The sequence below is a fragment of the Polaribacter marinivivus genome (genome assembly GCF_042651285.1).
In the GTDB taxonomy this organism is placed as follows: Bacteria; Bacteroidota; Bacteroidia; order Flavobacteriales; family Flavobacteriaceae; genus Polaribacter; species Polaribacter marinivivus.
Map to the genome: position 1 here is coordinate 691,982 of NZ_JBHSCY010000002.1, position 16,790 is coordinate 708,771.

Annotated in this window: 12 protein-coding genes and 1 riboswitch; of the genes, 3 read left to right on the forward strand and 9 right to left on the reverse strand. The window is 28.4% G+C overall.

What is annotated here, in order from left to right; genetic code table 11:
• Positions 1 to 76 precede the first annotated feature (76 nt).
• From ACFOWD_RS11295 to ACFOWD_RS11310, 4 genes are all read right to left on the reverse strand, one after another.
• Positions 77 to 622: a nucleotide exchange factor GrpE gene (locus tag ACFOWD_RS11295; protein WP_377410623.1), complete on the reverse strand. Its 546-nt coding sequence runs from the start codon at positions 620 to 622 to the stop codon at positions 77 to 79.
• A gap of 103 nt (positions 623 to 725) precedes the next feature.
• Positions 726 to 2,033: a UDP-N-acetylglucosamine 1-carboxyvinyltransferase gene (gene murA / locus ACFOWD_RS11300; protein WP_298994915.1), complete on the reverse strand. Its 1,308-nt coding sequence runs from the start codon at positions 2,031 to 2,033 to the stop codon at positions 726 to 728.
• A gap of 3 nt (positions 2,034 to 2,036) precedes the next feature.
• Positions 2,037 to 2,681: a DUF4290 domain-containing protein gene (locus tag ACFOWD_RS11305; RefSeq protein ID WP_377410625.1), complete on the reverse strand. Its 645-nt coding sequence runs from the start codon at positions 2,679 to 2,681 to the stop codon at positions 2,037 to 2,039.
• A gap of 123 nt (positions 2,682 to 2,804) precedes the next feature.
• Positions 2,805 to 5,129, reverse strand: coding sequence for an ATP-dependent helicase (locus ACFOWD_RS11310; RefSeq protein ID WP_377410627.1), 2,325 nt, complete (start codon positions 5,127 to 5,129; stop codon positions 2,805 to 2,807).
• A gap of 105 nt (positions 5,130 to 5,234) precedes the next feature.
• Between ACFOWD_RS11310 and ACFOWD_RS11315 the strand changes: the two genes are divergently transcribed.
• On the forward strand, positions 5,235 to 5,765 hold the full coding sequence (locus tag ACFOWD_RS11315; protein ID WP_377410629.1) for a DUF7935 family protein: 531 nt from the start codon (positions 5,235 to 5,237) through the stop codon (positions 5,763 to 5,765).
• 72 nt (positions 5,766 to 5,837) lie between these two features.
• Here the strand turns inward: ACFOWD_RS11315 and ACFOWD_RS11320 are convergent, their stop codons facing one another.
• Positions 5,838 to 7,775 (reverse strand): TonB-dependent receptor plug domain-containing protein, encoded by a 1,938-nt coding sequence (locus ACFOWD_RS11320; RefSeq protein ID WP_377410631.1) that lies wholly within the window; start codon positions 7,773 to 7,775, stop codon positions 5,838 to 5,840.
• A gap of 84 nt (positions 7,776 to 7,859) precedes the next feature.
• Positions 7,860 to 8,082, reverse strand: a riboswitch (cobalamin riboswitch).
• A 73-nt stretch (positions 8,083 to 8,155) separates the two neighbouring features.
• On the opposite strand from ACFOWD_RS11320, the gene guaC reads away from it, so the two are divergent.
• Together guaC and ACFOWD_RS11330 are read left to right on the forward strand one after the other, a co-directional pair.
• A complete protein-coding gene (gene guaC / locus ACFOWD_RS11325) occupies positions 8,156 to 9,196 on the forward strand; it encodes a GMP reductase (protein WP_377410633.1) in 1,041 nt (346 codons plus the stop codon).
• Entirely contained in the window at positions 9,193 to 10,329 is a 1,137-nt protein-coding gene (locus ACFOWD_RS11330) for an ABC transporter substrate-binding protein (RefSeq protein ID WP_377410635.1), read from the forward strand. Before guaC ends, ACFOWD_RS11330 begins: the two co-directional genes overlap by 4 nt.
• 144 nt (positions 10,330 to 10,473) lie before the next feature.
• On the opposite strand, the gene ACFOWD_RS11335 is transcribed toward ACFOWD_RS11330, so the two are convergent.
• From ACFOWD_RS11335 to ACFOWD_RS11350, 4 genes are read right to left on the reverse strand one after another with little or no spacing between them, the layout of a single operon-like run.
• Positions 10,474 to 11,796 carry a LuxR C-terminal-related transcriptional regulator gene (locus ACFOWD_RS11335; protein WP_377410637.1) on the reverse strand — a complete coding sequence of 441 codons (1,323 nt, stop codon included), beginning with the start codon at positions 11,794 to 11,796 and terminating at the stop codon, positions 10,474 to 10,476.
• Entirely contained in the window at positions 11,786 to 12,118 is a 333-nt protein-coding gene (locus ACFOWD_RS11340; RefSeq protein WP_298994895.1) for a DUF2834 domain-containing protein, read from the reverse strand. Before ACFOWD_RS11340 ends, ACFOWD_RS11335 begins: the two co-directional genes overlap by 11 nt.
• Positions 12,119 to 12,121: 3 nt before the next feature.
• On the reverse strand, positions 12,122 to 14,851 hold the full coding sequence (locus ACFOWD_RS11345; protein WP_377410639.1) for a DNA gyrase/topoisomerase IV subunit A: 2,730 nt from the start codon (positions 14,849 to 14,851) through the stop codon (positions 12,122 to 12,124).
• A 3-nt stretch (positions 14,852 to 14,854) separates the two neighbouring features.
• Positions 14,855 to 16,711, reverse strand: coding sequence for a DNA topoisomerase IV subunit B (locus ACFOWD_RS11350; protein WP_377410641.1), 1,857 nt, complete (start codon positions 16,709 to 16,711; stop codon positions 14,855 to 14,857).
• Positions 16,712 to 16,790: the final 79 nt, after the last annotated feature.

Sequence of the window (16,790 nt, forward strand, 5' to 3'; positions counted from 1 at the left end):
ATTTTTAGTTTGCAGTTTGCAGTTTTCAGTTAGCAGTCAGAATTAATGACTACTGCTACTGTATACTGAAAACTAATTACTGTCCTATTACTACTTTTGGATAACGAATAATTTTATCGCCCAACTTGTATCCTTTTTCTACACAATCTATTACCTTACCTTTTAATTCTTCTGATGGTGCAGGTATTTGAGTAATTGCTTCATGAATTTCTGCATCAAATGTATCACCAGCATTTACATCGATTGCTGTTAATCCTTTTTGAGTTAATGTATTTTTTAACTTATCACTTATTAACTGCATTCCTTTTAACAACTCTTTGTCTTTGGCTTTTTTAATTTCTGCCAATCCTCTATCAAAATCGTCCATAATTGGCAGTAAAGCCGTCATTAATTCTTGACCTGCAGTTTTAAATAACTCAATTCTTTCTTTTGTAGTTCTTTTCTTATAATTCTCGAACTCTGCAAAAAGACGTAAAAACTTATCTTTTTCTACTTGAATTAATTCTTCAGCAGAAGGTTCTTCTTTTTTATTTTCTTCTACAACGTCTTGATTTTCTTCAACTTGTGATGTAGTTTCTTCTTTATTTAATTCTTCTTCTTTGATTTCTTCTTTGTTACTCATTTTTCAGTAATCATTAAATTGTTTACAATTTATTGTCAAAAATTTTGCCAATAAAAAAATAGTGTCAATTTGACACTATTTTTAATTAATATAAATTTATTTTTTAGTCTATTCTTTCAATTTTAGCACCTATAGATTTTAAACGAGCTTCTATATTTTCGTAACCTCTGTCTATTTGTTCAATATTATTTATAATTGATGTACCTTTTGCAGATAAAGCAGCTATTAATAAAGAAATACCAGCTCTAATATCTGGAGAAGTCATTTTTGTTGCTTTTAATTGGCTTTGAAAATTATGTCCTATAACAGTTGCTCTATGTGGGTCACATAAAATAACTTTTGCTCCCATATCTATTAATTTATCTACAAAGAACAAACGACTTTCAAACATTTTTTGATGTATTAAAACTGTACCTTTTGCTTGAGTTGCTATTACTAATACAATACTTAATAAATCTGGAGTAAATCCTGGCCATGGAGCATCTGCAACTGTTAATACAGAACCATCTATGTAATTTTGTATTTCATAAGAATCTTGTTCTGGAATATAAATATCATCTCCTCTTTTTTCAAATTGAATTCCTAATTTTCTAAACACATCAGGAATTTGACCTAGATTTTCCCAACTTACATTTTTAATAGTTAATTCTGATCTAGTCATTACAGCAACACCAATCCAAGAACCAATTTCTATCATATCTGGTAAAACAGTATGCTCACATCCTTTTAACTCTTTAACACCATTAATAGTTAATAAATTAGAACCAACACCAGTAATATTTGCCCCCATAGAATTCAGCATTTTACATAACTGTTGAATATAGGGTTCGCAAGCAGCATTATAAATAGTTGTAGTACCAGTTGCTAATACTGCAGACATTAAAATATTTGCAGTACCAGTTACAGAAGCTTCATCTAACAACATGTCTGTACCAAACAATTCTTCTGCTTCTACTCCGTAAAAATTATCTTCTTTATTATATCTGAATTTAGCTCCAAGATTGATAAATCCTTCAAAATGAGTATCTAATCTTCTTCTACCTATTTTATCTCCTCCTGGTTTTGGAATATATCCTTTTCCAAATCTTGCCAACAAAGGACCAACAATCATAATTGAACCTCTTAATGAACTTCCATCTCTTTTAAAATCTGAAGACTCTAAATAACCAAGATTAATTTCATCTGCTTGAAAAGAATATGAATTTGAACTTAATTTGTTGACTTTTACACCTAGTTCACCAAGAATAAAAATCAATTTATTTACATCAATAATATCAGGAACATTATTAATAATTACTTTTTCTGGAGTTAATAAAACTGCACATAGTATTTGTAAAACTTCATTTTTAGCTCCTTGTGGAGTGATGGTTCCTTGTAATTTATGACCACCTTCAATTTTAAATGATGCCATTGATTAATATCTTTTTCTTCCTTTATTGTTGTGATGTGATTTTTTGTGATTGCTTTTGTTCTGACCTTGAGAACTTCTTTTTCTTAACAAGTTTTTACTTTCACTCAATTCTTCATCAGATTTTCTTAAATCTATTTTACCATCAGATAAATCATATAGATGGTTAAAAATAACAAGATCATCTACAGTGTCTTTATTCCAATTTAAATAACATTTTTTCATGTGATTTGCAATCGTAAAAACTAATGCCTCTTTCATATCTCCTTCTTCCCAGCTTAAAGCAACATTAATCATGGTTTGAATATTTTTACCATAATAACGATATTTTGAAGCTGCTCTAGGATATGCTAATGGTTCTGGTTTTTCTTGTAATTCTTCTCTTGAAGGCTGTGGATAAGGAGAATCTGCATCTAATTTAAAATCAGACATGATAAAGAGTTGATCCCATAATTTATGTTTAAAATCTGGTACATCTCTTAAATGTGGTTGTAAGTTACCCATTACATCTACAATAGCTTTAGCCATTGTATTACGTTCTTCTTTACTTTCTAAAGCTACACAATGATTTACCAATTTTTGAATATGTCTACCATACTCTGGAATAATCATTAATGTTCTTTCTGAATTATATTCTAAATCGAATGTCATTTATATGTTTTTGTGAAGTAATTTTTGGTTTGCTCCAAAAATAAAAATCTTATTGCTGTAGTTATTTAACGCTGCAAAATAACGATTTATTTTCAGTTTATAGAATTGATTTTTAAAAATATATTAGCCAAGTACTTTTAGCTTTGCAAATTGTAATAATAACTTTTTCTTACCAACTGTACCAAATTGAATTTCAGCTTTTTTATTTGGCCCTTTACCCTCTAGTGCTAATACTTTCCCTCTTCCAAATCTATTATGTTCTACAATATTACCAACAGTAACATTATCATCAAATAAATTAGTTTTTGTTGACGAAGATGGAGTCACTTTTTTTAAATTCTTAGGAATTTCTATTTCTTTCTTTTTTAAAAGTTCTCTTTCTTTTTTCTTTCTTTGAATTGGCTTTTGAAAACGAATACCTTTTGGTGCATCATCGAACAAACTTTTATCTACAAAACGATTTATAGAAGGTTCTGGAACCTTTGGTGTTAAGTAATTTAAAAACTGTTCATCTATCTCTTCTAAAAATCTACTAGGTTCAGAATCTATTAATTTACCCCACCTATAACGAGTTTGCGCATACGTTAAATAGGCTACTTTTTCTGCTCTAGTTAAAGCCACATAAAACAACCTTCTCTCCTCTTCTAACTCACTTCTAGTATTCATACTCATAGCAGAAGGAAATAAGTTTTCTTCTAAACCAACTATATAAATGTATTTATACTCTAAACCTTTAGATTGATGAATGGTCATTAAAGAAACACTTGGTTTATCATTATCTTTTTTAGAATCAAAATCTGTAGCTAAAGCAACATCTTCTAAAAAAGCAGTTAAACTAGCATCTTCTCCTTGTTCTATTTTATCTGTAATAAAATCTTTTATTCCGTTTAATAATTCTTGAACATTTTCTACCTTACTAACAGCTTCAGGTGTGCCATCTTTTTCTAAGTCTTTAATAAGACGAACTTGTTTAACAACAATTTCTGCAATTTCAAAAGCATTTTTTGTTTGAGCTTCTATTTGAAAACGCAAAATCATATTCATAAAATTCTGCAACTTATTTTTTGTGCTAGAATTTATTTTAATATCGATTTTGTCAATATATTTTATAATATCAAAAATTGATTTTTTATAATAGTTTGCTGCAATAGTAAGCCTATCTATAGTTGTTGCTCCAATTCCTCTTGCTGGGTAATTAATAATTCTTTTTAAAGCTTCCTCATCATTTGGATTAATTAGAATGCGTAAATAAGATAAAATATCTTTAATTTCTTTTCTTTGATAAAAAGAAATGCCACCATAAATTTTATAATCGATATTCTTTTTACGTAAAGCATCTTCTATTGCTCTAGACTGAGAGTTTGTTCTATATAGCACACAAAAATCATCTGGCTTTAATTGATGATTCATCATATTCTCCCAAACAGATTGTGCCACAAAACGTCCTTCTTCGCCATCAGAAATTGTACGCATTACATTTATAGAATCACCTGCATCATTACTCGTCCAAACTTCTTTGTCTAATTTAGTTTTGTTTCTTGCTATAACAGAATTCGCAGCATTTACAATATTTTTAGTTGATCTATAATTTTGCTCTAACTTAAAAGTTTTAACATCTGGATAATCTTTTTGAAAGTTTAGTATATTTTGAATGTTAGCTCCTCTAAAACTATAAATACTTTGAGAATCATCACCTACCACACAAATATTTTGAAAACGATCTGCTAACGCTTTTACAATAAGATATTGAGAATGATTTGTATCTTGATACTCATCTACCATTATATATCTAAATCGATCTTGATATTTTGCTAAAACCTCTGGAAACCTTGCTAATAACTCATTAGTTCTTAACAGTAAATCATCAAAATCCATAGCTCCTGCTTTAAAGCATCTATCTACATACTCTTTGTAAATATCACCTACTCTTGGTCTACTTGCATGCATATCTGCTTCTTGTAAATCAGGATTATTAAAATAAGCCCTTACAGTTACTAAACTATTTTTAAAAGATGATATTCTATTTTGAATTTGTTTAGCCTTATAACGTTCTTTATCTAAGTTCATTTCTTTGATAATAGAAGTTAAAAGTCTAACAGAATCTTGAGTATCGTAAATTGTGAAATTACTTGGAAAACCTAATTTATCTGCCTCTGATCTTAAAATTCTAGCAAAAACAGAGTGGAAAGTTCCCATCCAAAGATTTTTTGCCTCACTAACACCAACTACACCAGCAATTCTCTCTTTCATTTCTCTAGCTGCTTTGTTTGTAAAAGTGAGAGAAAGTATATTAAACGCATCTACACCTTGTTGCATTAAATGAGCAATTCTGTAAGTTAAAACTCTTGTTTTACCAGAACCAGCACCAGCAATTATAATCATTGGTCCGTCTTTTTGTAAAACAGCTTGTTTTTGAGCTTCGTTTAAAGAATCTAAGTAATTATTCAAAGTAAATTTATGAGATTTTTAAAACGTGAAATTAGGAATTCTAACGTTCTTAAAAAATGTCTTCTTTAATTTTTATTCACAATTTATTAAGTAAAAAAATTACTTTTGTGTAAAATAATTATGATGGATGATCAATTACTAGATAGTGTTTCTTACATACTACCTGCTTTAGTTACAGGATTTGTTGCTTATTATATGTTTCATGGATTTTTAAATCAGCAAAATGCAGATAAGAAATTAAATATAATGGCAGATAAGAAAAAAGAAAGTTTGCCAATAAAATTGCAGGCTTATGAAAGGATGTTGCTATTTTGTGAGAGAATTAATCCCGTAAAAATGTTAGTTAGAATTAAACCAACTTCTGATGATGTTAATGGTTATTTACAACTATTAATTGCAACTATTGATCAAGAATTTGAACATAATTTAGTTCAACAATTGTACATAAGTAAAGAAACTTGGTTGTCTATAACTGCTGCTAAAAGAGCCATTATAAACAAACTAAAACAAGTTGCTGAAGTTTCTAATTCTGCGAACGATTTAAGAGAAAATGTTTTAATTGATTATTCTAAAACAATATCTCCTACAGAAACTGCTGTTGATTTTATAAAAAGTGAAGTGCGAAAACTATTATAAATTTAAAAAGAGCCTCCTAAATTTTTAGAAAGCTCTTTTTTTGTATAAGAAAGTTGGGGATATTTTTTAAATCTATAATTTAATATTTAATCCTAAACTATAATTTCTACCTCTTGTTGAAAATCCTAAGATGTCATCATAATCTTCATTTAATAAGTTGGTAACATTACCAAAGAAAGTTACTGTGCCATCTAAAATTTTATAATTTGCAGTAAAATCTAATACTTGGTAACTGTCTAAAATAACATCTACTCCTGCAGTTCCAAATGAACCAAATCTATCAAAAATGGTCCTTTCACCAACGTTTCTATATGCAAAATTGAAAATTGCATTATTAATCACATTTAAATCTACACTTGCCACAAACTTGTGATCTGGAATATAATCGTTAAAATCTTCAAAAGTGTCTCTGTCTATGTATGTATAAGAAGCATTAACAGTTAAAAAGTCTAAAGGCATAACTCTAGTATTAAATTCTATACCATTAGCATCAGAACTACCATTTGCATATTTAAAGTTTACATTATCAAAAATAATTGCGTCTGTTTCTTTTCTGTTGAAATAAACTGCATCAAACTGTAACCAATCTTTATAGTTAACATCAAAACCAATTTCAAATGTTTCGTTAGTTTCTGGATTTAAGTCTACATTTCCTGCAAAACCATCATATAATTGATACAAACTTGGTGCTATAAATGCTGTACTATATGAGGTTAAAAATTTCACTTTAGTATTTTCAGTTTTAAGTAAGCTGTATGCTAGGTTTCCATCATATACAAACTGGTTGCCATAAACATTATGTATATTTAATCTACCTCCTAAGTTTAAACTCAACCCAAAATCAGAGATATATAATGCACTTAAATATGGGTCTATAGTATTAAAATTGGCTACTTCTCTATCTATAGTTCCAAAAGGAGTTAAGGTTTGATTACTATGTTCTTGGTAATTTACTCCTGCTATAACTTGAAATTGAGGTGTAAATTCATATTTATTAACTAAATCTAAATTGATACTTCTACCATAAAAAGAATAAAAATCTAAAGTATTTGAAAAAGAGTTAAATTGGTCTAATGTTCTTTTAACTTCGTTTAAAGATGCTAATAAATATAAACTTCCTTTAGTATAATTAAAAGTTGGTTTTAGACCTACTCTTAACTGTTGATTACTACCTTGGTTAACATCACTATCACTAAAAGCACCTGCATCAAAATCATAATCGAACTCATCATAGTTAAAGAACGTTTCTACATTAAAATTATTAGTAGCTTTAAAGTTTAACTTTACTAAACCATTTCTTTTGTAAAAACTATCTTCTTCAAAAACTGCATTTGTGTTACTTTTTGCTGCAGACATTTCTGAAGCTCCTGATAAACTGAAAGAAGTTAAAAAAGAGAATTTTTCAAAATTTCCATTTACTGTAATATTTTGATTCTTTTCTGAAGCTATATTTGTAATTGTATTAGTAGTATTATTCGTACAAATACTAGTTTCAAAACTTGCAGAAATTTTATTTTCATCAGCTTTTTTAAGAATGATATTAATGACAGCTGTAGCTGCTCCTGAACCATATAATGTAGATGAAGCACCTTTTAAAATCTCAATTTTTTCTATTTGATTTAAGCTTAACATACGTAAATCAAACTCTTGGTTAATTGCTGATTGGTCTGTTACAGGAACTCCATCTATTAAGACAAGAACTTGTCTACTTCTTCCCCCTCTTATATTTATACTTCTTGGTTCTGTTGGGTTAGCGTTTACACCTCTTACATCTATACCTGCAACTGTGTTTAATAACTCAATTACATTTCTACCTGCATTTTTTTGAATTTGCTCTTGAGTAATGGTGTTAATTACTTTTCCAGTGTTTTCTTTTTTTAGTTTAAATTTTGTTGCAGTTATTACAACTTCGTCTAAAGATTCTATTTTCTCTTTTTTTTCTTGAGAAAATAAATTAGTGTTAACAAAACTGCATGTTAACATACTAACAATTAATAATTGCTTTTTCATTTTTAATGATTTAATTAATACAATAAATCAGGTAAATATTCTGTACAGAAAAATATTAGTACATAAACTTTTATCCCGAAAGTTTTTAACTCGTGACTTTAGGCAGGTCTCCTGACTTGTTTTATGTTATTCGCCTTCCCAACATTAAATGTCAGTGGCATAAGAAAAATAACATCCTTAAAAAGGTGCTGAAACTAAAATCAGCTTAAACTTACAGTTGCGGGAACAGTTTTGGATTTTCACCAAATTCCCTTTTAATTCTGTATAAACCGATATTTATACAAAAACCAAAAATCTTGACAAATGTAATATAAATTTTATTGCAAATTCTTTTTAAGATACCTAAAATTGATATCTTTAAAATCTAATAAATTTTAAATATGAGAATCGAAAATGATTTAAAATTAGGCTTTAAAGACGTTATGTTTCGACCTAAAAGATCTACTCTAAAATCTAGGTCTGAAGTAACACTAGAAAGAGAGTTCAATTTTTTACATAGTGATATAACTTGGAAAGGAGTACCTATTATAGCTGCAAATATGGATACTGTTGGTACTTTTAATATGGCAAAAGCATTAAGTAACCATAATATTTTTACAGCAATTCATAAGCATTATACTATTGATGACTGGAGAAAATTTATTCATGAATCGTCAGTAAATACTTTAAATAATATTGCAATAAGCACAGGTACAAGTAAAGAAGATGCTAAAAAAGTAAAAACAATTTTAAATGAATTTCCACAAATAAATTTTATTTGTATTGATGTTGCAAACGGCTATTCAGAACATTTTGTAGAATTCGTTAGAAAAATGCGCAAACAACATCCTAATAAAGTAATAATAGCTGGTAATGTAGTAACTGGTGAAATGGTAGAAGAATTGTTATTATCTGGAGCAGATATTATTAAAGTGGGTATTGGACCAGGTTCTGTATGTACAACAAGAGTAAAAACAGGAGTTGGTTATCCTCAATTATCTGCCATTATTGAGTGTGCTGATGCTGCTCATGGTTTAGGTGGTCAAATAATTTCTGATGGTGGCTGTAAAGTTCCTGGAGATGTTGCTAAAGCCTTTGGAGCAAATGCAGATTTTGTAATGTTAGGTGGCATGCTAGCTGGACATACAGAAAGTGGTGGTGAGATTATAGAGGAAAATGGTGAAAAATTTAAAGCTTTTTATGGCATGAGCTCTGAAACAGCTATGAATAAACATTCAGGTGGTGTTGCAGACTACAGAGCTTCTGAAGGTAAAACTGTAAAAATTCCTTTTAAAGGAAATGTTGAGAATACTGTAATAGATATTTTAGGAGGTTTACGTTCTACTTGTACATACGTAGGAGCTAGAAGATTAAAAGAGCTAACCAAAAGAACAACTTTTATTAGAGTTCAAGAACAAGAAAATCAAGTATTTACACGATGAAAAACAGTTCTTATGCTTTCTTGTTGTTTTTACTAATTTTAGTTTCTTGTAATAAAGAAACTGTAAATAAAAAAGTTGAATCAACTAAAAAAACTACCATTAAATATGCAAAAGGATTTGATATAGTTGAAGAAAATGGATTTAAAAAACTAATTATTAAATCAGCTTATAAAGGATCTAATGAAATTTATGAGTATAAAGTTTATAATAAATCTTCAAGTAAAAATTTAAATGATTTGGATAAGAAAATTATTCAAGTCCCTGTTAAAGAAATTATTGTAACATCAACTACTCATATACCAATGGTTGAATTGCTAAAAGAAGAAAAATCAATAATTGGATTTCCTTTTTCTAGATATGTTTCATCAGAAAAAACTAGGCAGTTAATTGATCTAGGTAAAATAAAAGAAATAGGAAAAGAAAATGCTTTAAATACAGAGATATTATTGGATTTACAACCAGAATTAATTGTTGGTTATAGTGTTTCGTCTGCTGACAAATCTTTATCTACAATTCAAAAATCTGGAATAAATGTAATTTATAATGGAGATTGGCTTGAAGAAACACCTTTGGGTAGAGCTGAATGGATTAAATTTTTTGGAATTTTATTTGACAAAGAACAACTTGCTGACAGTATTTTTAATGTAATTGAAAACAATTATTTAGAAGCTAAAAAAATAGCCCTAAAATCAACAAAACAACAAACTGTATTATCTGGAGCTATTATGAGTAAAGATATTTGGAATTTACCTGCAGGAGATAGTTTTGTAGCTCAATTTTTAGAAGATGCAAATGTTAATTATTTATGGAAAAACACTAAAGGTAAAGGCAGTTTATCTTTAAGCTTTGAAAGTGTTTTTGAAAAAGGAATTAATGCTGATTATTGGATTGCTCCAGGTTATTTTTCATCTAAAGAACAAATGTTAAGTTCTAATAAGTTGTATGAAAAGTTTACTACTTTTAAAGAGGATAAAATTTATTCACCATCAATTAAAAAGGGTAAAACAGGTGGAATTATTTATTATGAATTGGCACCAACTAGACCAGATTTAGTCTTAAAGGATATTATAAAAATTACAAATCCAGAATTGTTGCCAAACTATAAATTTACTTTTTTTGAAAAGATGAAATAAAAAAAACTCTTGACAGATTGTCAAGAGTAGTTTGGATAGTATAATAAAGATGGGGAATATAATTTATACTTACAAATTTAATGTTTTCTTTTAGGTTTACTTGTTTAAAGTTGGGTAGTTTTAGGGTAGTAATGTGCTAAAAAACTAAAATTTAGCTATATTTAAATCAATATTTAAAGCTTCCTTTCTGCTTTTAATGTTTAATTTCTCGTAAATATTTTTAATATGAAATTTTACAGTATTCACAGAAATATTTAATTCTGCAGATATCAATTTATTAGATTTACCTTGAATAATTAAATTAAATATCTCTCTTTCTCTATGACTTAAATCTTCTAAAGTATTCTCATTTTTTAGCTTTTCATCATTTAAATTTATAGAATCTGAAAAAGAAATAATTTCCTTTTTCATAAATGCATTTTCTTTTCTAAGTATTTTCTCTCTATAAATTACAGCAAACCATAATACTATAATTTGAACAATACCTCCAATCTTCATTAATAATGGATTAGATTTAAAAATCCTGAATCCAAAATTGGTAAGAACAAAAGAATCTATTGCTGAAAAAAGTAAGAGCGCAAATGCTAATACTAAAATTTTAGTATAAATATTTCTCTTAAAAAGTAAAACTGATGTTAACCAATAAATTAGTAATAAAGAAAATACCAAAACATTTAATATCAATAAATATAAATGACTATCAGTAATAAAGTAGATTAAGCCAGATAAAATAATTAATACCCCAACAGTATAAGTATACTTTTTTAGTTTAGGATATATGCTCTCTAAAAATAAAAAACTGTTTATAAATTTTGATGCAAAAAAAGCTAAAGCTATATAATTAGTAATAATTAGAAAATTTGTAATTTTTTTTGATACTCCAAATAAATTAAGTGTACCATCAATAATTAAAAAACCTAAAGTAATAGAAGCTAAAAAGACTGAATAGTATAAGAAAGCGTAATCTTTAAAATAAAAATAATAAACAAAACAGTAAAGAATTACCAAAAAAGAAAAACCGTAATAAAAACTATTATAAGTAATTATTTTTTTCTCGTTGAAATTAAATATATCAGATTTATTTAAAGTTATTGGGTAATAAGCTTTTGAATTTGAAGCAGTTTTTATGAAAGTATCTTCATCTCTAGTAAATTGAAAGACATTATATCTTTGGTAGGGTAACTTTTCTAAAACCTTATTTCCTTGAAACCCTTTAGATCCTTTAGTATCTATACTTTTTATTTGAAAAACATAATCATCATCATCTAAAGATTTAGGAATTTTAAACCAAAAAACTGCATCAGTTTTACTTTCTAAAACAATGTCATCTACAACTTCTTTAAAATTTGCAGAACCAATTGTTTTTGATGAATATTCTTTATTAGCATCTTTAAAATAAAATACTTTTTCTTGCCCAAAAAAAGAGAGGTACAAAAAGCATAATAATAAAGAAAGTCTAAATTTCATTCTTTTTTTCGAGAGATAATTCTCTCAAATATAAGAATAAAGGAAATGTAAATGCTATAGCAATTAAAAATGTTAATGGTATTAAGGTCCACCAATACTTAATTTTTAATCTTAAAGATTCTGGAATTAAGAAAGCGAAAAAAGTTAAACAGACAACAGTTAAATCTGCACCAAAAGATTTACCAGCAAAATTTTGTTGTGCATCTTTAAAAAAACCAATCAGATTTGCATCTTCTACAGTATTAAAATATTGAATATTGTAATACCAAGTGTAACAAATACCTAATACTGATAAAAAAAGGTAAAGATGTTTAAGTTTCATATTTTAAAATAATGATTGTTGAGAATCGTCTGAATTATCTTTTTTCTTTTTTATTGCTTTTTTTAATAAGGCAGCTTTCTTATCTTCTTTATTAGGCAATTCTAAAGTTGAAGATTTTTCTATGGTTGGTATATCTAAAGGTAATTTATCTTCTACAACTTCTTCATCTACCACCTCTACTTCTTCAATTTTTTCATCTTCTGGTTCATCATAAGGTAAAGACTCTAAAAGGTTTACCTGCTTTATTTTCTCTGTTGTTAATTGATTACCAAGCGCTTTAATTCCTTTTACAGCAATAAACTCCTCTAAATTAACCTGCTCATTTTCTAAGCTACGCTTTGAATACACCACTTCTGCAACTGGTCTATAATCTGTAGCAACAATCTCTAACTGGCTTTTTGGATGTTCAGAAATAAAAACTTCTTCTTTTTCTGTTGTTTCTATAACAAAACGTTTTACATAGTAACGTTCTTTTTCACCATCATAATAAATAGCAGATATAGGTTTTTTAGGAATCCATTTTTCTAAAACAATCATATCATCTTCAAAATGCATAGCTAAATCTGGTTTAACAGCTTTTGCTTTTCCACTTTGAGTAATGATTAATAACTTATCTTCTGCTTTAAATTCACCTAACAACTCCCCTCTTTCATCAACATTCAAACGTTGTACAGCATCATCAAACCAAATTTTTCGAGGTTTTAATGTAGAAACACCAGCTTCTTTAAATTCAACTTTTTTAATGGCAAACTTAGTAATAGTGTTACCACGAACAGCTCTACCTTTTACAGCTAAATCTGCAAAATCTATATCCCATTTTAATTTTTTGATACTACCAACTGCTCTTAAATTAATAGTAACTACTTCTGCTTCTCCATTTGGATTTGCTGAAAAATAATGTACTATAGAACCTTTTTTACCATTGGCTAAATCGTATTCTTTATCTCTAGTTACAGAGGTAACATTAAAACGTTTCATGTAACTTGGTCCAGATTTACCATCTCTATACATCATATTATACACTGTACGTTTGTCTTTCTTTTTAAAGACTGCTACATGAATAATATCTTTACCTACAAAGGTTTTTGCATCGATTTTAGTAACCATCATTGTTCCATCTTTTCTAAAAGTGATGATATCATCTATATCAGAACAATCGCAAACAAATTCGTCTTTTCTTAATGAAGTACCAATAAAACCTTCTGCTCTATTCACATAAAGCTTTGCATTATTCATAGCTACTTTTGATGCAACAATGTCATCAAAAATTCTAATTTCGGTTTTACGTTCTTTTCCTTTTCCGTATTTATCTTTTAGGTTTTTAAAATAATCAATAGCATAATCTATTAAATTAGCTAAATGATGTTTTACTCCTTCAATCTTTTCTTCTAAACTTTCAATATGTTGTTTAGCCTTATCAATATCGAACTTAGAAATCTTTTTAATTCTAATTTCTGTTAAACGAACAATATCTTCTTCTGTAACTGCTCTTTTTAAGTGTTTAATGTGGGGTTTTAAGCCTTCATCAATCGCTTTAATAACACCTTCCCAAGTTTCTTCTTCTTCAATATCTCTATAGATTCTATTTTCTATAAAAATTCTTTCTAAGGATGCAAAATGCCATTGTTCTTCAAGTTCATTTAATTGAATTTCTAACTCCAATTTTAACAACTCAACAGTATGATCTGTTGAATGTTTAAGCATTTGAGTTACCCCAACAAAAATGGGTTTATTATCTTCAATGATACAGCATAAAGGAGAGATTGAGTTTTCACAATTTGTAAAAGCATATAAAGCATCAATTGTTTTATCAGGAGATACATTTGGTGGTAAATGCACTAAAATTTCTACATTAGCTGCAGTGTTATCTTCTATCCTCTTTATTTTTATTTTTCCTTTATCATTGGCCTTTAAGATACTATCTATTAAAGATTGTGTAGTTGTACCAAAAGGAATTTCTGTAATGACTAAAGTCTTTTTATCTATTTGAGAAATTTTAGCTCTTACTCTTACTTTACCTCCTCGTTTACCATCATTATAATTCGAAAAATCTGCAATACCTCCAGTTAAAAAATCTGGCACGATTTTAAAACTTCTTCCTTTTAAATATTTGATTGAAGCATCAATCAGTTCATTAAAATTATGTGGTAAAATTTTGGTTGACAAACCCACTGCAATTCCTTCTGCTCCTTGAGCTAATAATAATGGAAATTTTACAGGTAAATTTACAGGTTCTCTTTTACGACCATCATAAGAAGCTTGCCACTTTGTAGTTTTCGGGTTAAAAACTACTTCTAAAGCAAATTTAGATAAACGTGCTTCTATATATCTTGAAGCTGCAGCTCTATCTCCTGTTAAGATATTACCCCAGTTTCCTTGCATATCAATCAGTAATTCTTTTTGACCAATTTGAACCATTGCATCTGCAATACTTGCATCTCCATGAGGATGATATTGCATAGTATGCCCAACAATGTTAGCTACTTTATTGTAACGTCCATCATCTAAGTCTTTCATAGAATGCATTATTCTACGTTGTACAGGTTTTAATCCATCTAATAACGCAGGTACTGCTCTTTCTAAAATTACATATGAAGCATAATCTAAAAACCATTCTTTGTACATTCCTGTAACTTTTGTTATGGTTTCTACATTATCATTCTGATTTTCTAAATTCTCAGATTGATTATTGTGATTATTTACTTCTTCGTTTTCGTTTATTTCTTCACTCATCTCTTAAACTTCCTCAACAATATCTAATTCTACTTTTAAATTTTGAATGATAAACTTTTGTCTATCAGGTGTGTTTTTACCCATGTAAAATTGCAACATTTGCTCTATAGATATTTCTTTGTCTAACATTACAGGATCTAAACGAATATCATCACCTATAAAATGAACAAATTCATTTGGAGAAATTTCACCCAAACCTTTAAATCGAGTAATTTCTGGTTTACCTCTTAATTTTGCTATGGCATTTTGCTTTTCTTCTTCTGAATAACAATAAATAGTTTCCTTTTTATCACGCACTCTAAATAAAGGAGTTTCTAAAATGTATAAGTGTCCTTCTTTTATTAACTCAGGAAAAAACTGTAAAAAGAACGTTATTAATAACAAACGAATGTGCATACCATCTACATCTGCATCTGTAGCAATTACTATGTTATTATATCTTAAATCTTCTAAACCATCTTCTATATTTAAAGCTGCTTGCAATAAATTAAACTCTTCATTTTCATAAACAATTTTCTTACTTAAACCATAGGAGTTTAAAGGTTTTCCTTTTAAACTAAAAACAGCTTGAGTATTTACATTTCTAGATTTTGTAATAGATCCAGAAGCAGAGTCACCCTCAGTAATAAAAAGAGTAGTATCTAAATAATTTTCTTTTTTTGTATCTCCTAGGTGGATTCTACAATCGCGCAATTTTTTATTGTGTAAACTCGCTTTTTTTGCTCTATCTCTTGCTAACTTTCGAATACCTGAAAGCTCTTTACGTTCTTTTTCTGCTTGTAGAATTTTCTTTTGTAGCTTGTCTGCTACATCTGTATTTCTATGAAGATAGTTATCTAATTTTGTTTTTACAAAATCGTTGATATACGTTCTTACAGTTGGTAAATCACCACCCATTTCTGTTGAACCTAGTTTTGTTTTAGTCTGACTTTCAAAAACAGGTTCCATAACTTTTATAGCTATAGCAGCAATTACAGATTTACGCACATCAGAAGCTTCAAAATTTTTACCAAAAAAATCACGAATCGTTTTTACAATTGCTTCTCTAAATGCAGCTTGATGTGTACCTCCTTGAGTGGTATGTTGCCCATTTACAAATGAATAATACTCTTCTGAATATTGCGTTTTACTATGGGTAATAGCAACCTCTATATCATCTCCTTTTAAGTGAATAATAGGATACAGCATATCGTCTGTATTGTTATTATCCTCTAATAAATCTTTTAATCCATTTTCAGAAAAGTACTTTTCTCCATTAAAAATTATGGTTAAACCAGGATTTAAATACACATAGTTTTTGAGCATCTTAGCTACATACTCATTTCGAAACTTGTATTTTTTAAAAATGGTTTCATCTGGTATAAAAGATACTTTAGTTCCTTTTCTTCTTGAGGTTTCTTCTAAGAACTCTTGATTTTCTAAATTTCCTTGTGCAAATTCTGCTGAAGCTGATTTACCTTCTCTAGTAGATTCTACTCGAAAAAATGTTGATAATGCATTCACTGCTTTTGTACCTACACCATTTAAACCAACTGATTTTTTAAAAGCTTTAGAATCATATTTACCTCCAGTATTCATTTTAGAAACTACATCTACTACTTTACCCAAAGGTATTCCTCTACCATAATCTCTAACTGTAACTTTATTACCTTGAATAGAAATTTCGATGGTTTTTCCTGCACCCATCACAAATTCATCAATAGAATTGTCAAGCACCTCTTTTACAAGTATATAAATACCATCATCTGCTGATGAACCATCACCCAGTTTACCAATATACATTCCTGGTCGCATTCTAATATGCTCTTTCCAGTCTAATGATCTAATATTATCTTCAGTATATTTTGTTTGCTCACTCATCTAAAACGCTTACTATTATTAGGTTTGAAGTACATGCAATATAACATTAACCCTAAAGAAATAAAATGACTATTCTAAT